Annotated in this window: 17 protein-coding genes and 1 tRNA gene; 12 read left to right on the forward strand and 6 right to left on the reverse strand. The window is 37.9% G+C overall.

What is annotated here, in order from left to right:
* Positions 1 to 44 precede the first annotated feature (44 nt).
* On the forward strand, positions 45 to 521 hold the full coding sequence (locus FORMB_RS08825) for a hypothetical protein (RefSeq protein ID WP_069677102.1): 477 nt from the start codon (positions 45 to 47) through the stop codon (positions 519 to 521).
* A 3-nt stretch (positions 522 to 524) separates the two neighbouring features.
* Positions 525 to 6689 carry a T9SS type B sorting domain-containing protein gene (locus FORMB_RS08830; protein ID WP_069677103.1) on the forward strand — a complete coding sequence of 2055 codons (6165 nt, stop codon included), beginning with the start codon at positions 525 to 527 and terminating at the stop codon, positions 6687 to 6689.
* 77 nt (positions 6690 to 6766) lie between these two features.
* On the opposite strand, the gene FORMB_RS08835 is transcribed toward FORMB_RS08830, so the two are convergent.
* Positions 6767 to 8281 carry an OmpP1/FadL family transporter gene (locus tag FORMB_RS08835; RefSeq protein ID WP_069677104.1) on the reverse strand — a complete coding sequence of 505 codons (1515 nt, stop codon included), beginning with the start codon at positions 8279 to 8281 and terminating at the stop codon, positions 6767 to 6769.
* Positions 8282 to 8298: 17 nt separating this feature from the next.
* A complete protein-coding gene (locus FORMB_RS08840; RefSeq protein ID WP_069677105.1) occupies positions 8299 to 9300 on the reverse strand; it encodes a hypothetical protein in 1002 nt (333 codons plus the stop codon).
* Positions 9301 to 9403: 103 nt separating this feature from the next.
* Between FORMB_RS08840 and proS the strand changes: the two genes are divergently transcribed.
* The 4 genes from proS to FORMB_RS08860 all read left to right on the forward strand — a co-directional run bounded on the left by proS (position 9404) and on the right by FORMB_RS08860 (position 13226).
* Positions 9404 to 10882: a proline--tRNA ligase gene (proS, locus tag FORMB_RS08845; protein ID WP_069677106.1), complete on the forward strand. Its 1479-nt coding sequence runs from the start codon at positions 9404 to 9406 to the stop codon at positions 10880 to 10882.
* Positions 10883 to 11022: 140 nt separating this feature from the next.
* A tRNA-Glu gene (locus FORMB_RS08850) sits at positions 11023 to 11094 on the forward strand.
* Positions 11095 to 11125: 31 nt separating this feature from the next.
* The gene (gene rpsT / locus FORMB_RS08855) at positions 11126 to 11377 is read left to right on the forward strand and encodes a 30S ribosomal protein S20 (protein ID WP_069677107.1); all 252 of its coding nucleotides are present in this window, start codon (positions 11126 to 11128) and stop codon (positions 11375 to 11377) included.
* Between the two features lie 823 nt (positions 11378 to 12200).
* The gene (locus tag FORMB_RS08860; RefSeq protein WP_069677108.1) at positions 12201 to 13226 is read left to right on the forward strand and encodes a glycoside hydrolase family 113; all 1026 of its coding nucleotides are present in this window, start codon (positions 12201 to 12203) and stop codon (positions 13224 to 13226) included.
* 132 nt (positions 13227 to 13358) lie between these two features.
* Here the strand turns inward: FORMB_RS08860 and rho are convergent, their stop codons facing one another.
* On the reverse strand, positions 13359 to 15104 hold the full coding sequence (gene rho, locus FORMB_RS08865) for a transcription termination factor Rho (protein WP_069677109.1): 1746 nt from the start codon (positions 15102 to 15104) through the stop codon (positions 13359 to 13361).
* A gap of 210 nt (positions 15105 to 15314) precedes the next feature.
* Between rho and FORMB_RS08870 the strand changes: the two genes are divergently transcribed.
* Positions 15315 to 15722, forward strand: coding sequence for a DUF4293 domain-containing protein (locus FORMB_RS08870; protein WP_069677948.1), 408 nt, complete (start codon positions 15315 to 15317; stop codon positions 15720 to 15722).
* A gap of 52 nt (positions 15723 to 15774) precedes the next feature.
* On the opposite strand, the gene FORMB_RS08875 is transcribed toward FORMB_RS08870, so the two are convergent.
* Positions 15775 to 16272, reverse strand: a complete 498-nt coding sequence (locus FORMB_RS08875) for a metallophosphoesterase family protein (protein WP_069677110.1) — start codon at positions 16270 to 16272, stop codon at positions 15775 to 15777.
* An 80-nt stretch (positions 16273 to 16352) separates the two neighbouring features.
* Here FORMB_RS08875 and truA point away from each other — a divergent pair, with 80 nt between their 5' ends.
* A complete protein-coding gene (gene truA / locus FORMB_RS08880; protein ID WP_069677111.1) occupies positions 16353 to 17099 on the forward strand; it encodes a tRNA pseudouridine(38-40) synthase TruA in 747 nt (248 codons plus the stop codon).
* Positions 17089 to 18858, forward strand: coding sequence for an ABC transporter ATP-binding protein (locus tag FORMB_RS08885; RefSeq protein WP_069677112.1), 1770 nt, complete (start codon positions 17089 to 17091; stop codon positions 18856 to 18858). Before truA ends, FORMB_RS08885 begins: the two co-directional genes overlap by 11 nt.
* A 2-nt stretch (positions 18859 to 18860) precedes the next feature.
* Here the strand turns inward: FORMB_RS08885 and cdaA are convergent, their stop codons facing one another.
* Both cdaA and folP read right to left on the reverse strand, forming a co-directional pair.
* Positions 18861 to 19646 carry a diadenylate cyclase CdaA gene (gene cdaA / locus FORMB_RS08890; protein WP_069677113.1) on the reverse strand — a complete coding sequence of 262 codons (786 nt, stop codon included), beginning with the start codon at positions 19644 to 19646 and terminating at the stop codon, positions 18861 to 18863.
* A 53-nt stretch (positions 19647 to 19699) separates the two neighbouring features.
* On the reverse strand, positions 19700 to 20524 hold the full coding sequence (gene folP, locus FORMB_RS08895; protein ID WP_069677949.1) for a dihydropteroate synthase: 825 nt from the start codon (positions 20522 to 20524) through the stop codon (positions 19700 to 19702).
* Positions 20525 to 20629: 105 nt separating this feature from the next.
* On the opposite strand from folP, the gene FORMB_RS08900 reads away from it, so the two are divergent.
* The 3 genes from FORMB_RS08900 to FORMB_RS08910 are packed head-to-tail and all read left to right on the forward strand — an operon-like array spanning position 20630 to position 23350.
* Positions 20630 to 21169 carry a DUF1599 domain-containing protein gene (locus FORMB_RS08900; protein ID WP_069677114.1) on the forward strand — a complete coding sequence of 180 codons (540 nt, stop codon included), beginning with the start codon at positions 20630 to 20632 and terminating at the stop codon, positions 21167 to 21169.
* Position 21170: 1 nt separating this feature from the next.
* Positions 21171 to 22265 carry a BT_3928 family protein gene (locus FORMB_RS08905; protein ID WP_069677115.1) on the forward strand — a complete coding sequence of 365 codons (1095 nt, stop codon included), beginning with the start codon at positions 21171 to 21173 and terminating at the stop codon, positions 22263 to 22265.
* 5 nt (positions 22266 to 22270) lie between these two features.
* On the forward strand, positions 22271 to 23350 hold the full coding sequence (locus FORMB_RS08910) for an ABC transporter permease (RefSeq protein ID WP_069677116.1): 1080 nt from the start codon (positions 22271 to 22273) through the stop codon (positions 23348 to 23350).
* Positions 23351 to 23353: the final 3 nt, after the last annotated feature.

A 23353-nucleotide genomic window follows, 5' to 3' on the forward strand; every position in this document is an offset into this window, starting at 1 on the left:
TTATTATTTTTATAAAATTGAATACTAACTCTTTTATACACAGGATGAAAACATATATTTTACATATTTTTTTTATTGGGCTTTTTAGCTACAATTGCAATTCTCAAAACTCAACGCGTCTTTATTTGCCTCTTGAGGTTATTCAGTATAACACTAATGTAAACGCTCCTTTTTCAGTAACTGAACTATCTCAGTTAAATGAGGTGTATGGAGCCTCTTTAGATAAAGAAATTTTAAGCCGTCCAAACCGAGTTCTTGCGATGAAGAATTTACTTCGGAATCGAATTGTAATTGAAAACAGATCAAAGCCAAAAGATCAAAAAAAATGCACCTTATTATCGGAAGTGCCTCTTTTTGATGCTTTTGTTTCAACGCTTCAAAGAGATTCCGTTTTTAACTCTCAAGAATTTAACCCTCTTAAGTACGCATTTTCCTTTTACAGTCGAGGCGAACATATGTATCGAGTCGATGGGACAGATTACTTCATAATAGTTAAGTCACAACATTCTAACAACAGATAAGAGATGAAAAAATTAGTTTTACTTCTTAGCATACTTTTTTCAGTTTCATTAACGGCACAAGTGTTTGTTATTGAAGATGGAGTGACCATCAATACTTGTACAGGGGTTTTTGTAGATACAGGGGGAGACAGTGGTCCTTATTCCGCGAATGAATCCTTTACCTACACAATTTGTCCAGAGAACGCAGGACAATTGGTGCAGTTACAATTTTCAGCGTTTGCAACCCAAGCTGGAGCAGATGTTATGACAATTTACAATGCAGACAATGCAACGGATCCGGCGACCTCTTTTGGAGATTTCTCAGGTACTGCATCGGCAAATAGTCCTGGTTTTGTGTCTGCCACGCAAGACAACCCCTCAGGTTGTATCACTATAGTGTTTACGTCTAGTGGTGGTGTGAATGATCCTGGCTGGGTAGCGGATATTTCATGTTTTGAGCCCTGTCAGACCATTGTTTCTGTACTGGACTCTGCAAGTCCGTCATCCAATGAGGATGGCTATATACGTGTATGTCCATTTGAGGATATTACCTTAACAGGGAGTGGGCAGTTTAGTACGAGTGGTGCTGGAGCAACTTACGAATGGGATCTTGGGGATGGCACAACTCAAGCTGGTCAAACGGCGGTATTTTCTTATGATACTCCTGGCGTATATTTAGTAAACCTAAACATTACGGATACCAATACAAGTGTGGATCCAGATGGGTGTAAGAATACAAATTTAATAAACCAAGTGATTCAAGTGGCATTGCCTACGGATTTCACGGGAACTGGAAATGCAGCAGCAGATTCAGCCCTCTGTTTTGGAGAATCCACCACCATTAATGGCGTTGCAACGGTTGTGCCGTTTCTAAATGAATGTACACCGCCAGAGAGTGATGTCACCTTTTTACCGGATGGAAGTGGACAGGTTTATGAAACATCTATTATTGTAGATTGTTTTGAATCGGACCAAACTTTAGATGATATTGCTCAGTTACTTGAAATTTGCTTAGTCATGGAGCACTCCTATTTAGGCGATTTAGATATAGAAATCATTTCACCAACAGGGGAGCTTGTGCGACTTCACGATCAAGGAGGTGGGTCTGCAAATTTAGGAATCCCTTGGGCTACAGGGGGTGTTGATGGAGAAAGTAATAATTTGACCGAAGGTGTAGGTTTTCAGTATTGCTTTGTGCCAGGTACAACAAACCCTACTTTAGTAGGTGGTATACAACCAAATGAGACGTTTGTGAGTGGTGATGGCCCAGGTACGTATACGGATTCATTTGTGCCAGCAGGGACTTACGCATCTGTAAACTCTCTAAACGGTCTTATTGGTTCTTCCCTAAACGGAAGTTGGACCATTCGAATTACAGATAATATTGGTGCAGATAATGGGTATATATTTGCATGGGTTTTAAATTTTGACCCTACAATCCAACCTCCAGATCTTTCTTTTACACCAATAATTATTTCTGAAGAATGGGATGCAGATAGTACTATAATTAGTACAGATGGGAATGTAATTACAGTACAGCCTCCATCAGAAGGTCAGTATTGTTATACGTATCGTGCCACGGATGACTTTGGATGTGAATATTCAACAGAAGTTTGTATTGATGTTGCACCAGAATTGATCTATGCGGCTCCCATTGATTTATTTGTATGTAATACAGGGGCGACGTCCAGTGTTTTTGATTTAACGGGAAATGATGCTATAATGTATGGCCCCACCCCAAGCCCTGCGGATTTTGTTTTAACATACCACAGAACTCAAGCACAGGCGGATTCGGGTTCCAGTGCAATTTCAGCAACTGATGCAGCCGCTTTTTCAGGGACAGATGGTCAAATTATTTATGTCCGTTTTGAACATCAAACAACAGAGTGTTATGAGACCGTTTCGTTTACGCTGAACCTTCTTGATCAACCAGTAATTACTTCGGTAATTGATATGATAGTTTGTGATGATATTAGCAATGATGGCTCGGAATCATTTGATTTATCAAGTAAAACCCTCGATATTTTAGGTACGCAAGCTCCTGGAAGTTATACGGTCACCTATTACACAAGTTTTGCGGATGCCGATGCAGGAACCAATAATTTGTCGAGTCCACATATTAATGATTCTTCACCAGAACCTATCTATGTTCGTATAGAAGCAAATGGGGGAGCAGGCTGTTATATTGTGTCTCCAAATCCTGTATTCAATTTGGTGGTGAATCACAAAGCGACTGCTTCTGCACTTACAAACCTTGAAACTTGCGATGACGACTCAGATGGCGTGATGACTTTTGATTTAGAAGCTCAAACAGCCATCGTTTTAGGGTCTCAAATCCCTTCAGATTTTAGAGTTACCTATCATGAAACACCAGCCGATACAGATTCAAATATAAATTTATTAACAAGCCCTTTTGCAAATACAACCGCAAATCAACAAACAATTTATGTGCGAGTTGAAGAAATTGGCTTAGAGTCGTGTTATGAAACAACGCAGTTTGATGTCATTGTGAACTCATTGCCATCCACAATCGCAATGTCTATTTTACCCACTTGTGATGATGATACCGATGGAGCTGGAGCGTTTATGCTCACCTCTATGGATGCTGAAGCATTAGGAGGACAAACAGGAATCACTGTAAGTTATCATGCAACTTTAGCAAAAGCAGAACTGAATGAGTCTCCATTGACGAGTCCTTACACAAATACCACAGCAGATTCCCAAACGATTTTCATACGCTTAGAAAATACGTCATCAACATGTTTTAGTACTATGCCTTTAGAGCTGCGCGTTGACCCACTACCCATTGCCAATGCAGTATCAACGCAAACTGTTTGTGATGACGACTATGATGGCTTAGCGAGTTTTAATTTTACAGGCATTGATTTGACCGTTATAGGATCTCAAGTTGGAATGGTTGTGAGTTACCACGAAACTCAATCGGATGCAGACACAAATACATCTCCTGTAACAAGTCCTTATATAAGTATTATAGCAGATGCACAAACACTTTACATTCGTTTAGAAAACACCGATACAGGCTGTCACGACACTACCACTTTAGGATTGTTAGTAGACCCTTTACCAGTCATTCCTGCCATTATAGATTTTGAATTGTGTGATGACACGAATGCGGGCGATTTACAAGAATTATTTGATTTAAGTAGCAAGGATCTAGAGATCATCAATGGTCAAAATGTAAGCGTAAGTTATTACGAAACACAGTCTGACGCCACCAATGACCAATATGTTTTGACGGATTTTTACCAGAATACTTCAAACCCAGAAACACTTTATGTAGCACTCACAGATTTAACCACGGGTTGTCGTGCGACGGGAAGTTTTATACTTATCGTAAATCCGTTGCCTCAATTGATTGTTCCAACAGAACTAGAAATTTGTGATGATGGAACTCCTGATGGACTTACTCAGATAGATTTAACAGAAAAAGATGGAGAAATTCAAGGTGGAAATGTAAATTATACAATCAGTTATTATTTAACACAGACAGATGCAGATTCGGAAACCAATCCGTTGGCAATTCCATATACAAACATTAGCAACCCTCAAACTGTGATTGCACGAGGACAGGATGTAAATACAGGTTGCTATACTACAGTCGCTTTGGACTTGAATGTCGCACCAGCTCCTCTTGCAAACACGCCTCCAGAATTGACCAATTGTGATCCAGACAGTGATGGTTTTGGTGTCTTCACATTAACAGATAGAGACCTTGATATTTCAGGCGGTGTTGCAGGCGTAACAATCAGTTATCACGAGACGTTGTCGGATGCTGAAAATGAAGTCAATCCTTTAGCAAGTCCTTATGTTAATATAGACATCAACACACAAACGGTTTTTGCACGTGTAGAAAACCCAACAATATCCACACTTTGTGCCACCATTGTAGAATTGGTATTGGTCGTAAACCCAACCCCTCAATTAGTTGATCCGACTCCTTTAGAGGTTTGTGATGATGATACAGATGAATTCGCACAGTTTAATTTAACATCGAAGGAAGCCGAGTTTTTAAATGGCGTTCCACCACTAGAGGTAAATATTAGTTATTATGAAACACAAGTGGATGCTGAAAATGAAACAAATGAGATACCACTTCCAACAGACTATACAAATCTAGTCAACCCTCAAACAGTTTGGATTCGGGTTGCCTACAACGCTACAGGCTGTGAAAAGATCACAAGTTTAGAATTGATTGTCAACCCACTTCCAGTATTGGTGGCTCCCAATCCGTTACTGTTATGTGATGACAATGCACCCGGAAATGAACAAGAAGCCTTTACATTAGAAGACAGAGAAAATCAGATCCTTAATGGACAAACCGGACTGGATGTAAGTTACCACTTGACCCAGTTAGATGCGGAAGCAAATGATTACACTCTTGTGAGTCCTTATACAAACATTAGCAACCCTCAAACGGTTTTTGTCCGTGTATCAAACCCAGCCACTGGCTGTTATGATTTTACAACCTTAAACCTTGAAGTGTTGCCAATTCCAATTCCAAATACGCCTGCTAATTTAGAAGCATGTGATGATAATGGAAGTGGAAATGGTCAGGGAGTTTTTGATTTAACCACCAATGAAACATTCATTCTCAACGGTGAGTTAGGTGTTACACCAACCTATCATGAAATACTGACAGAAGCCGAGCAGGGCATCAATGCGATTGCATACCCAACCAACTATACGAATACGGACATTCCTCTTCAGACACTATATGTGCGTGTAACAAATGATACAACAGGCTGTTTCGCTATTGTGAATTTTGATGTGATTGTAAATACATTACCAGAGGCAACTCCCGTTCCCACCTTAATTGCTTGCGAGCTCAACACAGACGAAATATATGCGTTTGATTTAGAGGTTCAAAGTGATTTGATTCGAGGGGCTCAGAGTTCATCTATCTATTTAGTTACTTACCATGAAACGTCCACTGATGCGATCTCTGGGGTTAATTCCTTGGTAAGTCCTTATATGAACACCAGCAATCCTCAGACCCTTTATGTGAATGTAACCAATTCAATTACGGGCTGTCAAAACACAACAGTAGAATTTGATGTAGAAGTTCTCGAAGCCGCTCAAGCGACTTCTCCTGCAGAACCTTATGCACTGTGTGATGACAATGTAGAAACGGATAATGATCCAACAAATGACAGTGTGCTGTTTGATTTAACCACACAAGACACAGAGGTATTAAACGGTCAAGACCCTTCAAATTACTTAGTTCGTTATTTTGCAAGTCAGATAGATGCCGATCAGGACCAATTTGAATTACCAAGCATCTATCAGAATGCGGTAAACCCACAGGTAATTTTTGCACGAGTTGATAATAATACCCAAGTAATAGATCAGACGGGGACTTTGGTTGATAGCTCCGTATGTTACGAAACAGCGCCTTTAATTTTAATGGTGAATCCGTTACCTTTTGTAGATATAGAGGATGAGTATGTATTGTGTGTGGATACCAATGGCACGGAGGTTTTAGGACCTTTAGAAATTGAGACAGGATTATCGGATTTGGAATTTATCTTTATTTGGAGAGATGACTATGGAACCATTGTTGAAACCGCATCCAGCTATGTTCCAACTCAAGGAGGGGTTTATACTTTAGAGGTTTTTGATGCGCTTCAGGCCACTCAATGTGCAGCTCCAATCGAAGTATTCACAGTGATCGAAAGCTCACCACCAACCGTAACCGCAGTGGTAACCACACAAGCGTTTGCAAATACACATATTATCCAAGCGACCGCTACGGGTCTAGGAGATTATGAATACAACATCGATCAAGGTCCATGGCAAGATATAGGTCTATTTGTAGGAGTAAATCCAGGAGAACGCGTTGTGAATGTACGGGATTTAAATGGGTGTGGAGTCGGACAAGCAATAGTTTATGTCATTGACTATCCAAAATACTTCACTCCAAATGGAGATGGATACCACGACACATGGAACATCGTTGGTGTTTCAGACCAATTCAATTCGAAAATTCAAATATTTGATCGATATGGTAAGCTGCTAAAAGAAATTCGTCCGTCCAGTGGAGATGGTTGGGATGGTACTTATAATGGAGCCTTACTTCCTTCAAGTGATTACTGGTTTGTATTGAGTTATAACCAGCTCGTCACAGGAGAACCGACGCTGTTAAATGCGCATTTTACACTGAAAAGATAACGCATACGTTTTGAATACAAATAAGAAAGCCCGTAACTAAGTTACAGGCTTTCTTGTTTTAATAGTTTAGTATATTCCTATAAACTCATACTTAATGTAAGAGACACATTAGAGTTTGTTGTATTTATTCTAGCTGTGTCTAAATTACCTGCATTAAAGAATCGGTGGTCCATTTTGCGTTTAGAATTTTCATAAGCTAAATCCAATCGAGAGCCCCCAAAATCATATCCCAATCCAAGCGAGAATCCTTTAAGATCGCCATAAGCAGCAGTGTCTTTATAAGGGCTTTGTTCCATTTTATAACCGCCTCGGTAACTAAATTTCTTATGTCTTAGTTCGCCACCAATACGTACGGTATTCGCCGCTTTTAAGGTATTGCTAATCACAGAATTTTGCTGTGAAAAATTACCTCCACTATTCGATCTGAACTCAGTAGTGCTGTAGTCTTTTCTAGAGTAATCAATACTGATCAGTCCCGTATCCCCAATAATAAAAGCAGCACTTCCGGTGATTTGTGCCGGTGTTCGTAAATGATATTCTGGAAACACATTAATAACGGCGGGATCAACTTCCGCTTCAAGACTTGTGGCGTCTTCAAATGTATAGAGATACTGTGTCGTTTCTTCTCTTAATCGCATCCAAGTTGGACTGTCGTATGTGAGCCCTAATCTTATAAAATCGTTCACTTTAACAATGCTACCAAGTTGTAACGAAAAACCTTCACCTGTTGTTAAAAGGGTGTTTTTAAAATGGACTTCATTTATTGTAGAACCCGTATTAGTGTTGTCTTCATAGAATAAAGTACTTCTTTCGTAGTTAAGAAAATGAGAGTTTAGGTTGATTCCAAAATAGATGTTTTTATCATATTGAAACCCAAGGTTTGCAGAAAATTTACCATTGTACCCCGTGGAAGCGTAGCTGTATTTTTGATAGAAATCGCCAGCAGCTATATTAGAGGCGTAGGCGGTATTTTCATTGTCGGTATCATCGGCGGGTTCTAAAATAAAACTTTCATAACCTAAATAGGCTTGTTGATAGCTGCTTCCGAATTCTGACCCTATTCCGCTGTAAGCCTGAGAAATATTCTCTCCTGGCAGTGCCGTAATCTCATCAAGTCGGAGCCCGTTTGCATAATCGGTAAAATAACTTCCAATACTGTTCTGCGTTGTACCTGCTGCTGAAAATTGGTTGTCATAATTTTGAAGTTGTTCGTAAAAAAGACTGACCACAAATTTATTCCATGTTGATTCAGTGTTTCTATTGTTAAAAACAAACGCCGCCCCAATTTGATTCATATCAAAAGAGTTGTCTTTTAAAGCTTGTGTATTAGATCCATAAGCTACATCATTTGAAACCTTAAGACTTGAAAGCGTTAAGGAACCATGGCTCAAATTAAAAATGGCGGATCCTGCGGGATTCATACTCACTGCAGACATGTCGCCACCAAGCGCTCCAAAAGCCCCGCTCATAGATTTAAATCGTGCCGTCCCTTCTGTAGTTCCAGTTGAATATCTTAAAGCATCTGTTAGGTCTTGGCCATAGGAATTTACCATGGAGGCAACCCCCATTAGAGTTAAAATTAAATTTTTCATCTGTGTGTTTTTTATGCCTAATTATTTCTTCTTCGTGTAGAGCTGCTACTGCCGCCGCTACTTCTGCTGCTTCGTGTTGTGGAGCTTGATCTTGATCTTGTTGTCGAGGGTGTGCTCGTACGTGTCGAAGAGCGCGTTGATCTTGTTGTATTAGGGCGTGTTGTACGATTCGTAGGACGTGTTGTAGGTCGTGTTGTTGAATTGCTTCGCGTCGATTTTGTGGTTGGTCGCGTGGTTGTTCTAGTTCTTGTAATCGATCGTGTGTTTGGACGTGTAGTCGCTCTACTTCGCGTTGTGGTTCTTGTATTTGAGCGAGAATTAACTCTGCTTCGAGTGGCAGATCGTGTGTTGGCACGTGTAACGGCTGCGCTTCGAGTTGTAGCACTTAAAATACTTCGACTGCTCAAACTTGAGTTTCTATATCTTCCCCTTCTTTGTCCGTTAATGTATGAATAAGAACGTCCTCTATAATTATTGTAGCCGTAGTTGTTATAACCATAATTGTTGTATCCGTAGTTGTTACACCCGTAGTAACAATAAGGGTTGTACCATGAATTGTAATAGTTTGGTTGCCAAAAGCTGTAGCCCCAATTGTTCCAACCGAGATTCCATCCCCAGTTGTTGCGATAATTGTAGCCCCATCCATTTCCATAATAAGGGCCGTTGTCGTAAACATTGATAATCACTTCGCTGTTGTTGTTTTCTCCCCAACCCGCGTAATTATCCACTTCTACAGAGTCGTCTTCATAGGTTCCTTCATAGGAATCAACATCTGTAAAAACAGTGTTTTCATCCTCAAGCTGAAGCGATTTTTCTTTGAAATAATTTTTATAGTAATCAGATGAAGTAGACGTATTGTCAACAGTCTCCTGTACTTGTTCTGTAGGGTTAGAATCGGCATAAATTCCATCGTCATAAATTCCAGAATATTGGAAAGATCCACAAGAAGTAAAACTTAAAAGAACTCCAACTACATAGGCGAGTGCCATTTGTTTCTTTAAGAAAGTAATAAATTTCATAAGTGTTTAAATTAAATTGTTGAACGTCACAAAAATACTTAGTTTTGTCAAACTAATTAGATATACAGCATTACTAACAATAGTTGTGCCAAATTACGAAATTATGAGTAAAAATCTTACAACAAGATCCGAAGATTATTCAAAATGGTACAATGAACTTGTAGTGAAAGCCGATTTGGCTGAAAATTCTGCGGTCAGAGGTTGTATGGTTATTAAGCCATACGGCTATGCTATTTGGGAAAAAATGCAAGCAGAATTAGATCGTATGTTTAAAGAAACAGGCCATCAAAATGCCTATTTCCCATTATTTGTACCAAAAAGTCTTTTTGAAGCGGAAGAAAAAAATGCCGAAGGCTTTGCAAAAGAATGTGCCGTAGTAACACATTACCGTTTGCAAAATGACCCTGACAATCCTGGGAAACTTCGTGTGGACCCAAATGCAAAACTTGAAGAAGAGTTGGTCGTACGACCAACCAGTGAAGCGATTATATGGAGTACCTTTAAAGGATGGATTCAATCTTATAGAGATTTACCGCTTTTAATTAACCAATGGGCCAATGTGGTGCGATGGGAAATGCGAACGCGTTTGTTTTTAAGAACCGCTGAATTTTTATGGCAAGAAGGACATACTGCGCATGCCACCAAAAGCGAAGCCATCTCAGAAGCCAAGCTTATGAATAATATCTACGCAAATTTTGCTGAAAATTTTATGGCGATTCCTGTAATTCAAGGGGTCAAAACGGAAAGCGAACGTTTTGCAGGTGCCGAAGAAACCTATTGTATCGAAGCTTTAATGCAAGATGGAAAAGCGTTACAAGCGGGAACCTCTCACTTTTTAGGACAGAATTTCGCAAAAGCATTTGATGTTAAATTTGCAAACAGCGAAGGAAAACAAGATTACGTTTGGGCAACCTCATGGGGTGTTTCCACACGTTTGATGGGTGCCTTAATTATGACCCACAGTGACGATAAAGGATTGGTATTGCCTCCAAACCTAGCACCTTACCAAGTTGTAATTGTTCCTATATACAGGAATGATGAGCAATTGGCTGAGATAACCACGCAAGCCGAGACGATCATGACTGCTTTGAGAGCAGAGAATATTACTGTAAAATACGACCATAGAACCACCCAACGACCGGGAGCTAAATTTGCACAACACGAATTGCAAGGGGTTCCTTTAAGACTGGCGATTGGACCAAAAGATTTGGAAAGTGGCACAGTAGAGTTGGCTCGAAGAGACACATTAACCAAACAAGTGGTGGCTTTAGAAAGTTTAACAGACACCATAAAGACCTTAATTACGGAGATTCAAACAGGCTTATTTCAAAAAGCGCTGGATTTTAGAGCGGATCACATCACAAAAGTGGAAACATTTGAGGCGTTTAAAACGGTTTTAGAAGAAAAAGCAGGATTTATTTCGGCACATTGGGATGGCAGTACAGAAACAGAAGACAAAATAAAAGAAATCACAAAAGCGACAATCCGTTGTATTCCAATAGATTCGGAACTGGAAGATGGGGTCTGTGTATTTTCTGGGAAACCTTCCAAACAGCGCGTTTTATTTGCGAAAGCTTATTAACTTTAACTTTTTTCAAAAAAAGTTAGTAAGAAGTTGTAACATTTAAAAATAGTTGTATTTTTGCAACCGCATTAGAAATAATGCACGCTATTTGAAATAAAAACAGAATTATCAAGATTGTGTTTTTGGTTATAAAAAATGGCCCGTTCGTCTATCGGCTAGGACGCATGGTTTTCATCCATGTAAGAGGGGTTCGATTCCCCTACGGGCTACAATTATTTAATAATAATAAAATTAAGAATTATGGCAAATCATAAGTCAGCTTTAAAAAGAATTAGAAGTAACGAGTCAAAGCGCGTGCTGAACAAGTATCAGCACAAAACAACGCGTAACGCAATTAAGAACTTGCGTGAAACAACGGATAAGAAAGAAGCTCAAAAAATGCTTTCTTCTGTTTCTTCAATGATTGATCGTTTAGCCAAAAACAATATCATTCACGATAACAAAGCGGCAAACCTAAAGTCTGGTTTATCAAAATTTGTTGCAACTCTTTAACGAATACACTGTGTCGTCCTAATTACATAGGTTGACTTTAGGAATTCTATAAAATTTAAAAATCCTTTGAAGCGCGCTTCAAAGGATTTTTTGTGTTTAAACTTGTTTTTAGAAGGTGTGTTTGACCACGCAGAACTACTTAAGAAAAGCACTATTAGGTGCTTAAAACTTTCAAAATCCTATTTTTTTTAAAAAAATATTCCTTGTTTTAAGAAGGGAATTTTTAAAAGTAAGGTTTTCCCTTACTTTTAGTAAGGGAAAAATCACTTCATTATTTATTTCAATTTATTATGTTTACAAAAATTATACCTCAAATCTAATTCTTTGTAAGCAATTTAACCGTGCTTAAGATATTAATTTACTGTAAATAACATAGGGACTTTTTTAGGTATCCATACTTTTTTGGATGTCAGAATTTAAGTTCAAATGTAGAGTACAGATGTCTATTAGAACCGATTCTACAAGACAAACTCAAGACCATCCGGCTTACGGAAATTAAAAAACAGGAGTTTATTCTCTAAGAAAGTGAAAAATAAATGTCAAAAAGTCCACCACGTGGAAAGTCCACAATGAAGAATAACGACTTAATAATTTATTCTTAACCTAAATTTATAAATTATTTAATTATGAAAATTTTATTTAAAATATTTATGATAACTTTCTATGCTGGTGCGCGAATCCATTCGCGTTCCAAATAAACTTTGTAAGCCACACGATAGGAATCGTGCGGCAGCAAGGGATAACTATGATTTTTGAGAAAGTAGAAAACTAAACTATTTATAAAGAACACAGGCTTTTGTTTTAACCCCTATCATTTTTCAATATGAAATATTTATATTCCATCATTTTAACACTTTTGATGCTCTCTTGTGAGAGAGATCACATTGATTTAACATGTCAAAATAGTTTCGAAAACACCTCAAAACTAAACGGTCTAAACATTTACAGTGCTCAATTAAACTCAACAAATAATACAAATGTCCTAGGGAATAGTATTTCTTTAGTAGGAATTTTATCTGCCTCAAAAGACTATTTTAATCATTCCTTTGAAATTAAAGATTATCAAATAGACGAATCGATTACAAATTATAAACAAGGTTTAGAAAATACATTACCTATTACTTTGATTATGTTACGTCCTTTGGTTGATTTCGGAGGAATTCCATATAGAGGTGATTTTTATTTAGAAACAGAAGTACATTGGCAGATTTTTGAAAACTCTTACAAAAAACTCATTTTAAAAATAGCCGAATTATCAAACACTCACCCTATAGATTTGTTGTGTATTGGCACAGAATTAAGAGAGTTTGTTAAGAGAAGACCTCTCTTTTGGGAAAGCTTAATTGAGACCTTAAAAGAGGAGTATCCTGAGCTTAAATTAATTTATGCTGCAAATTGGGATGATTATGAAGCATTTCCGTTTTGGGAAGAAATGGACTATATAGGAATCGATAGTTACTTTCCTCTGGTCAACAAGCCTACACCAACGGTTGAAGAATTAATAGCGGCTTACAGTCCTATCAAAAACAACATCCGTAATTTCAGCTGTCAACACAATAAAAAAATAGTATTTACCGAGTATGGTTTTAGAAGTATCGATTATGCTGCGTGGAAATCGTGGGAATTACCAGGCACTGCCGTAGCCACTACGTATAATTTTGCTGTACAGTCCAATGGGTATGAAGCGTTCTATAAAAGTTTTTGGGATGAACCTTGGGTCGCTGGAGGGTTTTTATGGATATGGAATCTTTTCAAAACAGAGCTATCAACCAATCCAATGTTATTAAATCATTGGGATCCAAACTTTAAACCTGCTGAAAGTATTATAGCTCACTACTATAATGATTAGAATCGTGCTTCCATAGCAATATTTCCATAGTTTAAATTACCCAGCTCAGCAAAGTCTCTGACTTCGCAGAACATAAAAAAAGCCTCTCGATATCGAAAGGCTTTCTTTGTAAATTAAAAAATGAATACTTAATTATCCATTCATCGAGATTAAAAACTCCTCGTTGTTGCGTGTTTGTTTGAAACGGTCGTTGATAAACTCCATCGCTTCCACAGGGTTCATATCTGCAAGGTACTTTCGCATCACCCACATACGTTTGATTGTTTTCTCATCTAACAACAAGTCGTCTCTACGTGTGCTTGATGAGGTCAGGTCAATAGCAGGGAAAATACGACGGTTCGAAATCTTACGATCTAACTGAAGTTCCATGTTTCCTGTTCCTTTGAATTCTTCAAAGATCACCTCGTCCATCTTAGAACCTGTTTCGGTCAATGCTGTTGCGATAATTGTTAAAGACCCTCCATTTTCTATATTTCGAGCCGCTCCGAAGAAACGTTTTGGTTTGTGAAGTGCATTCGCATCCACACCACCACTTAAAATCTTTCCAGAAGCTGGCTGAACCGTGTTGTAAGCACGTGCCAGACGTGTGATCGAATCTAACAGTATCACAACATCATAACCACATTCTACAAGACGTTTTGCTTTTTCTAAAACGATGTTCGCAATTTTTACGTGCTCATGTGCTTCTTTGTCAAACGTAGAAGCAATCACTTCGCCACGCACATTACGTTGCATGTCAGTAACTTCTTCAGGACGTTCGTCAATCAATAAAATCATTTGATACACTTCTGGATGGTTTGCCGCAATCCCGTTGGCAACATCTTTAAGAAGCATTGTTTTACCCGTTTTTGGTTGTGATACAATCATCCCACGTTGGCCTTTTCCGATTGGAGAAAACAAGTCCATAATTCGAGTAGAAATTGTACTTTGTTTTTCAGCAATATTAAATTTTTGCTTTGGAAAAAGAGGCGTTAAGTGTTCAAATGCGACACGATCTCTCACCGCTTTTGGGTCGAGTCCATTAATTTTACTCACTCTAATAAGTGGAAAATACTTTTCTCCTTCTTTTGGTGGACGCACATGTCCTAAAACGGTATCTCCATTTTTCAATCCGAACAAACGGATTTGAGATTGAGACACATAAATATCGTCAGGAGATGCTAAATAATTATAATCAGAAGATCTTAAGAAGCCATAGCCATCTTGCATGACATCCAATACGCCTTCACTTTCAATGATGGCGTCAAATTCAAAATCAGGTTCTTTATAGCGGTTTCGAGTGTCTTTATTCCCGTTATTGCCCTGTTTTTGATTCGGGTTTTGGTTTGGATTCTGTTTTTGATTTGGATTCTGATTCGGATTCTGCTTCGAATTCGGGTTTTGATTTGGATTCTGTTTCGAATTCGGATTCTGATTTGGATTCTGATTCGGATTTTTTTGTTTTTGAGGCCTTGGGTTAATTTTAGGTGCGACCTTAGATTCCACTTTAGCTTCTGAACTAGGTTCTGTTCTGACTGCTGCTTTGGTTTCAATTTTCACCTTTGGCGGTCTGTTTTCAGAAACTTCCTTTTTTGGTACTGCTTTTACAGCAGGACTTGCTTCTGGTTTTTCCGCAGTAGCAGTGTTAGGAGCCGTTGGCTTTATATTAGGATCTTTAGTGGTTTTAGAAATGCGTTCTCTTCTTGGTCTTGGTGTCTTTGATGCTGATGCTGGGGTCACATTTGGTGTCACCATTGTTGGGTTGGCAGCCTGCAAGTCTAGTATTTGATATACGAGATCTAATTTTTTTAAACTTTTGAATTTAGGAACGTTGAGCTTTTTGGCAATTTCTTGTAATTCAGGGAGTTTTTTTTCTTTTAATTGTGAAATTTCAAACATTATGTATGAGAGTTAATTTTAAATCCTTTAATAAATTAAAGTCCTAATTATTGGAATGATTTTATGAAGAAGTAATTTTTATGGTAAATTGAATGAAGCGAATTAAGTATGATTTCGCCGTTATATATGCAATTATACAACTTTATTTTTAAACTTTTTATAGATGTAATAAAAAATAAACTATTATTTTTGCTACTCATTAAACTAAGAATGCTTCAGAGAATTCAAACAGTATATTTATTATTTGCCGCTATTTGTTCTGGCGGACTCTCACAAATCCTGTCTTTGCGAGAAACAGAAGGGTATATCGAATTTGCGATTGATTCATTAGAATATATAATTTTATTTTCAGCCTCAGCCTTGCTGTCGTTGATCTCTATTTTTTTATTTAAAACAAGACAGACCCAATTTGTTTTGGGACGTTTGAATATCATACTAAACTTAATTTTACTAGGATTATTTATATATCGATTGCTAACTGTATCTGGAGAAACTGCGAATTCTGAGAAAGGTATTGGGCTGCTACTTCCTATTTTGTCTATCGTATTATTGGTGTTTGCCAATAAGGCCATAAAAAAGGATGAGGCGCTTGTAAAATCAGTGGATCGGCTGAGATAAATAACGTTAGTATAAGAGTGCGAAAAAAACCTTGAGATTTCTCAGGGTTTTTTTATGCCTTTCTTTTAAACTCGATCACTTCTAAGTTTTGAATCTTTTCACCTGAAATTTCAAACCGCAGCATCGTTCTGACTTTGTGAATTCCATACGTGCCCACAGCTCCTGGGTTCATGTGTAAGAGGTTGAGTTTTTTGTCATTCATTACTTTTAAGATGTGTGAGTGACCACAAATAAATAGGTTAGGAGTCTGCACTTTAATCATATCTCTGACAGCTAGTGAATAACGTCCGGGATAGCCACCAATGTGTGTGATCCATACTTTCACCCCTTCACATCTAAATTTCAAATGCTCGGGAAATTCCAAGCGGGCTTCAACATTGTCGATATTACCAAAAACAGCCCGTAAAGGTTTTAGCTTTTTTATGGCATCCGTTACTTTTAGGTCTCCAATATCGCCCGCATGCCAAACTTCATCCGCCTGTTTCACATATTTAAGGATGTCTTCTCCCATATAACTATGAGTATCCGAGAGTAATAAAATTTTTGTCATTAGAAAATGTTAATGTGAAAGCTATTAATGACAAAGTCTATTTATCTTTGTCTTTCTAACCACAAAAGTATCAAATTAGCTTGAGATATTTTATTGATTTATCTTATAATGGCCGTGCCTATCATGGATGGCAAATTCAACCCGATGTAAATACGGTACAATCGGAGCTCAATCATGCGCTCAGTACAGTGTTGCAAGCGCCATTGGATTGTATGGGCGCTGGCCGAACCGATACGGGAGTGCATGCAGAACAAATGATCGCTCATTTTGATATTGACACAAAAATTGACGTTAAGGATATTGCCTATAAACTGAATGTATTCCTCCCGAAAGACATTCATATAAATACCATTAAAGAAGTCCAACCAGAAATCCATGCCCGTTTTGAAGCATTAAGTCGGACTTATATTTATAAAATTTCGAGAACAAAAAATGCGTTCAAATATCAAAATGAACATACCTATACGCTTCCGTTAGATGTAGATTTAATGAATCAAGCGGCTAAAATTTTGTTTAAATACACCGATTTCCAATGTTTTTCTAAAGTGAAAACAGATGTAAAAACCTACGATTGCACGATTATGGAAGCGCATTGGGAACTTGACAAAAACACGCTTAATTTCACAATCAAAGCCGATCGTTTTCTTAGAAATATGGTGCGCGCCATTGTAGGTACCATGATTGAAGTGGGGGCTAAAAAAAGAACACTCGAAGAATTTCGAGCAATTATCGACTCAAAAAACAGGTCTAATGCAGGCACTTCGGCGCCCGCTCACGGACTGTATTTAATTAATATAGAATATCCAAAATCAATTTATGTCCAATAAGAAACCTAAAAGCAAAGTTTTTGATGCGCAGTTATTCAAAAGGCTGCTGCATTATATCAAGCCCTACACAGGGTTTTTTATTCTTGCGTTGACCACCGTCATTGGGTTGGCAGTTTTTGGAGCCCTACGTCCTAAGGTGTTGCAATTGGCCATTGATCAAAATATTGAACAAAAATTTGAACCTGGGTTTTTAAACTATATTTTTTTAATGTTAGGGCTCTTGGTCCTTGAAGTTACGTGTAATTTATTGTTTATTTATTATGCAAGTTGGTTAGGGCAGTCCGTGGTAAGAGACATTCGGATTAAGCTTTTTAAACATATCCTTGGGTTTAAAATGAAGTATTTTGACAACTCCTCGGTGGGTGTTTTGATCACTCGAACAGTGACCGATATGGAGCGCATTGCCGATATTTTCGGAGAAGGACTGTTTATGATTTTTAGCGACATTTTAAAAATGAGTGTAGTAGGTGGGGTGATGTTTTATATGAACTGGCGACTCAGTGTCATTGTCTTTTGTACGCTTCCAATCGTTTTGATAGCCACCAAAGTTTTTCAGCGGTACATGAAAAAAGCATTTGAAGATGTGCGAACCGAAGTGTCTAACCTAAACTCTTTTGTACAAGAGCGCATCACGGGTATGAAAATTGTTCAAATATTTGCAAGAGAAAAAATTGAATCCGAAAATTTTAGCGCCATCAACGAGCGCCACAAAAAGGGGTGGATCAAAACCGTATGGTATAATTCTGTGTTTTTCCCCATTGCAGACCTTTTATCGTCTGTGACTTTAGGAACAGTGATTTGGCTTGGAGGCCTTAATACAGTACTCGATCAAACGGCTTCTATTGGCGATTTAACAGCGTTTATAATGATGGTGCCAATGATTTTTAGACCCCTGAATCAAATTGCAAATAAATTCAATACCCTTCAAATGGGGATGGTGGCTGCCGATCGTGTTTTTAAAGTATTGGACACAACATCAAATATTCAAGATCGTGGCGAGGGCGTTCTTAAAAATTTAAAAGGGGACTTAGAATTTAAAGATGTTAAATTCGCTTATGTCGAAAATGAACCCGTTCTAAAAGGGGTGTCTTTTAAAGTGACTGCTGGAGAAACGATCGCCATCGTAGGGGCAACAGGTGCTGGAAAATCAACCATTATCAATCTGTTGAACCGTTTGTATGATATCAATTCTGGAACCATCACGATTGATTCTAAAGACATCAAAACAATTTCAGTTAAAAATTTAAGACAAAATATAGCAGTCGTACTACAAGATGTGTTTTTGTTTGCCGATACCATCCTGAATAATATCACCCTCAAAAATCTCGATATCAGTGAAGCGGAAGTGGTAGCCGCCGCTAAAGAAATTGGTATTCATGATTTCATCATGAGTTTACCGAAAGGCTATCATTACAATGTCAAAGAAAGAGGCGTGATGTTGTCTTCGGGGCAGCGTCAATTAATCTCATTTTTAAGAGCCTACGTGACCAATCCAAAAATTTTAATATTGGATGAAGCCACCGCTTCGATAGATTCTTATGCCGAACAACTCATTCAAAAGGCGACTCAGAAAATCACACACGGACGTACGTCGATCGTCATTGCGCATCGCTTGGCAACCGTCAAAAAAGCAGATACAATTATTGTGTTGGATGCGGGTGAAATCGTTGAAAAAGGCACCCATGCAGACTTGTTGAAAAATAAAGAGGGGCATTACCGAAATTTATACGATGCTCAGTTTTTAACTAAAAATAGTTAACGTTAAGATAAATCGGCTTTGATTTTCTCGATCAAATCTTGCGTATCTGTATAGATCACAAACTCTCCGTTATTTACATAGGAAAGCTGTCCAGTTTCCTCACTCACCACAAGAGCCAGTGCATCTGTTTTTTCAGTAATTCCAATCGCAGCACGGTGGCGTAGTCCAAAGCGGGAAGGGATGTTTTTCTCGTTATTAACAGGGAGAATTACTCGTGTAGCCTTGATTACGTTTTCTGAAATTATAATAGCCCCATCATGAAGGGGACTGTTCTTAAAAAAGATACTTTCCAGAATAGGTTGCGTCACGGTAATTTTCATGTCATCTCCCGTTTCTACCAAAAAATCTAAATTATTATTGCGTTCAATCACAATCAATGCCCCAGTTTTGCTGCTGCCCATTTTGGTGCAGGATTTTACAATGACTTCAGCATCAGAAGCCGTATTCTGTTGTGCTTTTACAAAACTAAAACGTTTCATAAAGGAACCGCTTTTGCTCAAATTTGTGGAGCCAATCATTAATAAAAACTTACGAATTTCTGGTTGAAACACTACAATTAAAGCAATGATTCCAACACTCATAAAACCGCCTAAGATTTTGCTTAGCATGCGCATCTGTAACACATCTACCAATAAATAAAAGAGGTAAAAAATTACAATCCCAAAAAAGATATTGATGGCAACGGTGCCTTTGATCAATTTATAGACATAGTACAGCAAAAATGCGACTAAAGCAATGTCGATAAGGTCTAATATATTGAAGTTTAATAAGTCTTTGAATATGTCCACTTGGTCTGAAAATTTTAATAAATATAATAAATATAATAAATATAAAATGAACGCTATTTTTGAAGCGCCTTATGAAGTTGAATGCATTCCATGGCTTCTTTCACATCGTGAACCCTTAAGAGTTTCGCACCTTTTTGAAGTGCCACCATATGCAGTGCTGTACTGCCGTTAAGCGCTTGGTTTGCTGTCGTATTTAAGGTTTTATAAATCATCGATTTTCTAGAAACTCCCGCCAAAAGAGGGAGGTTTAAGTTGTTGTAATAATCGAACATCGCTAAAAGTTCAAAATTCTGTTCAATAGTTTTCGAGAAGCCAAACCCAAGATCTAAAATGATATCTTTTAGTTGGTGTGTTCTTGCCAATTGAATCCGTTCAGTAAAATAAGTATAAACCTCTTTTACCACATCCGAATAGTTGGTCATTTTTTGCATCGTTTGCGGTGTGCCGCGCATGTGCATCATAATATAAGGGACACCGAGCGTTCCAACCGTTTCAAACATTAAGGGATCTAATTGACCCCCAGAAATATCATTGACCATTGCGGCACCAGCTTCAATGGATGTTTTAATAACACGGCTTCTAAAACTATCAATCGAAATACGGCTCTCAGGAAAGGTCTTGACAACGGAGTTCACAATGGGAATAAGTCGTTTTAATTCTTCCTCTTCCGAAACAAAATCAGCGCCTGGTTGCGAGCTATAAGCACCAATATCGATAAAAGTAGCCCCTTCCTTCAGTAATTTTTCAACTTGTGTTAACATACTTTTTTTGTCTTTAAAGCGTCCACCATCATAAAATGAGTTGGGAGTCACATTCAAAATACCCATCACTTTAGGAGTGTTGAGGTCAATTAGTTGGCCGTTACAATTGAGAGTCATAAAAAGGTATTGTTGGTTGTTTTTGTCAAGATTTAAAACTTTAAACCATAAATCTTGATGTTTTGAATATTTTAAGCGAAATTTACGGAAAATTCGATTTATTTCATGCAAAATACTTCAAAAGAATACGATGCCGTTGTACAAGTCTGCCAAGATCTGTTTAGTAAAAAGATGAAAGACTATGGATGCGCATGGCGAATTCTTAGATTACCTTCGTTAACAGACCAGATTTTCATCAAGGCACAGCGCATTAGAGGACTTCAGCAAAACGCCATTCAAAAGGTAGAGGAGGGCGCTGCAAGTGAGTTTGTGGGGATCATTAATTATTGCGTCATGGCACTCATTCAAATTGAAAAGGGAGTTGTGGAGCAGCCCGACTTGTCATTTGAGGAAGCGGTAGCGTTGTATGAAGACAAAATTGCGGTCACCAAACAGTTGATGCTGGATAAAAATCACGATTATGGCGAAGCCTGGCGCGATATGCGTGTGAGTTCCTTGACCGATTTGATTTTACAAAAATTATTACGGGTCAAACAAATAGAAGACAATGCCGGCCACACCCTTGTTAGCGAGGGAATTGACGCCAATTATCAGGATATGATCAATTATGCCATCTTTGCTTTAATTCACTTAAACGAATCTTAATATGAAAATCTTAGTTCCTTTCTCTCGTATTTTTGTTGGAATTTTATTTATAATTTCAGGCTTTATAAAACTCAATGATCCTTTGGGGTTTTCTTATAAACTTCAAGAATATTTTAGTGCAGAGGTTTTAAATATTCCTTTTTTGGAACCCTATGCGCTTATCATTTCTGTTTTGGTGGTGGTTTTTGAAGTCGTTCTTGGCGTGTTTTTATTGATTGGATACAAGCCAAAATTCACCGTATGGAGCTTGTTGCTCATGATTGTGTTTTTTACGTTTCTCACCTTTTATTCTGCATACTTTGATAAAGTGAAGGATTGTGGATGTTTTGGCGATGCTTTAAAATTAACCCCTTGGGAAAGCTTCACAAAAGATGTGGTCTTATTGGCGTTTGTATTGATTTTGTTTTTTGGAAAATCGTACATCACTCCTATATTTAAGCCGTTACCAAACACTATTCTTGCACTTCTGAGTTTTATAGCCAGTCTTGCTTTTGGATACCATGTGTTGATGCATTTACCGAGTATTGATTTTAGAGCTTACAAAATAGGGGATAACCTCATTAAAAACATGAGTACCCCTGTAGATGCGCCTAAAGCCGTTCAAGAATTTACATGGGTTTTTAATGTAAATGGAGAAGAAAAAACAATTGTAACCGATGGGTCTTATCCCAATGTTGAGGGTGATTACGTGAGTGTAGAAACGGAAGTTATTGACGAAGGCTATCAGCCCTCCATTTTGGATTTCTCGATAGAATCTGAGGATGAAGATTTGACCAACGCTTTTCTTAACGAAGAAAAACTCATCATGATTGTATCTTATAATTTGGACACCGCAGAAAAAGAAGGCTTGCAAAACCTGAAAGCCTTATCGGAAAATGCACAGGCGAAAGGCTATACTGTTATTGGGTTAAGTGCTTCTGGAGAAGATGCAATTTCCAAAATAAATGAAACCTACGGACTTAATTTTGAGTTTTATCTATGTGATGAAAAAGCTCTCAAAACCGTGGTGCGTTCCAACCCAGGTGTCTTGGAATTAAATAAAGGTACGGTCCAACAAAAAGTACACTGGAATGACATTGATAATTTAGATCTTTAAACCTTTTGGGGAGATATATATTAAAAAAAATACAGCATTCATTTTGGACACTTTTAGGAGTTGTCACCACTATATTTTTTCTATTCAATGTCTTGCCCGGCGATCCGGCACAAATGATGCTAGGTCAAAATGAAGACCAAGCACAATTGGCAATCGTAAAACAAAAATATGGATTTGATCAGCCTGTACTTACACAATATTTGTACTATCTAAATGATTTATCACCCTTGTCATTTCATTCAAATTCCGATGAAGATTACACCTTTTTAGAATCCCATCCTTACAGTTTTCAATCCTTGTTTAAAACCGTCAATACCACCGTCGTTTTAAAATATCCATACCTTCGTACGTCCTTCACCAAGCAAGGAAAAAAAGTCAGTCAAATACTTAAAGAAACACTTCCAAACACCATTATTCTGGCGGTTGCTTCTATTTGTGTGGCGTTGGTATTGGGGCTATTTTTAGGAGTGATTTCCGCATTGTATAAAGACCATTGGGTCGATAAAACAATTTTGGTAGTCAGTACTTTTGGGATGAGTTTGCCTTCTTTTTTTAGTGCTATTTTGGCCGCTTGGATTTTTGGATTTTTATTACACCACTACACGGGATTGGAAATGACGGGGAGTCTTTATGAATTGGATGACTTTGGAGAGGTCTATCAATTAAAACTAAAAAACTTAATATTACCCGCCTTGGTTCTAGGAATCCGTCCGTTGGCGGTTGTTACACAACTGATGCGTAACTCATTGTTAGAAGTCTTTAATCAAGATTATATTCGCACCGCACGTGCCAAAGGCTTGAGTGAATTTCAAATTATTACCAAACACGCGATGAAAAATGCGCTCAATCCCGTGGTTACTGCGATCTCAGGTTGGTTTGCCTCTCTGTTGGCTGGCGCTGTTTTTGTAGAATATATATTTGCATGGAATGGATTGGGTAAAGAAATCGTAAATGCACTAAACACCTTAGATTTACCCGTAATTATGGGGGCTGTTTTAATAATTGCCCTTACTTTTGTGCTGATCAATATTTTTGTTGATATTATTTACACCTATTTAGATCCAAAAATTAAATTAGACTCTTAAATA

The organism is Formosa sp. Hel1_33_131 (assembly GCF_001735745.1).
Taxonomy (GTDB): Bacteria; Bacteroidota; Bacteroidia; order Flavobacteriales; family Flavobacteriaceae; genus Hel1-33-131.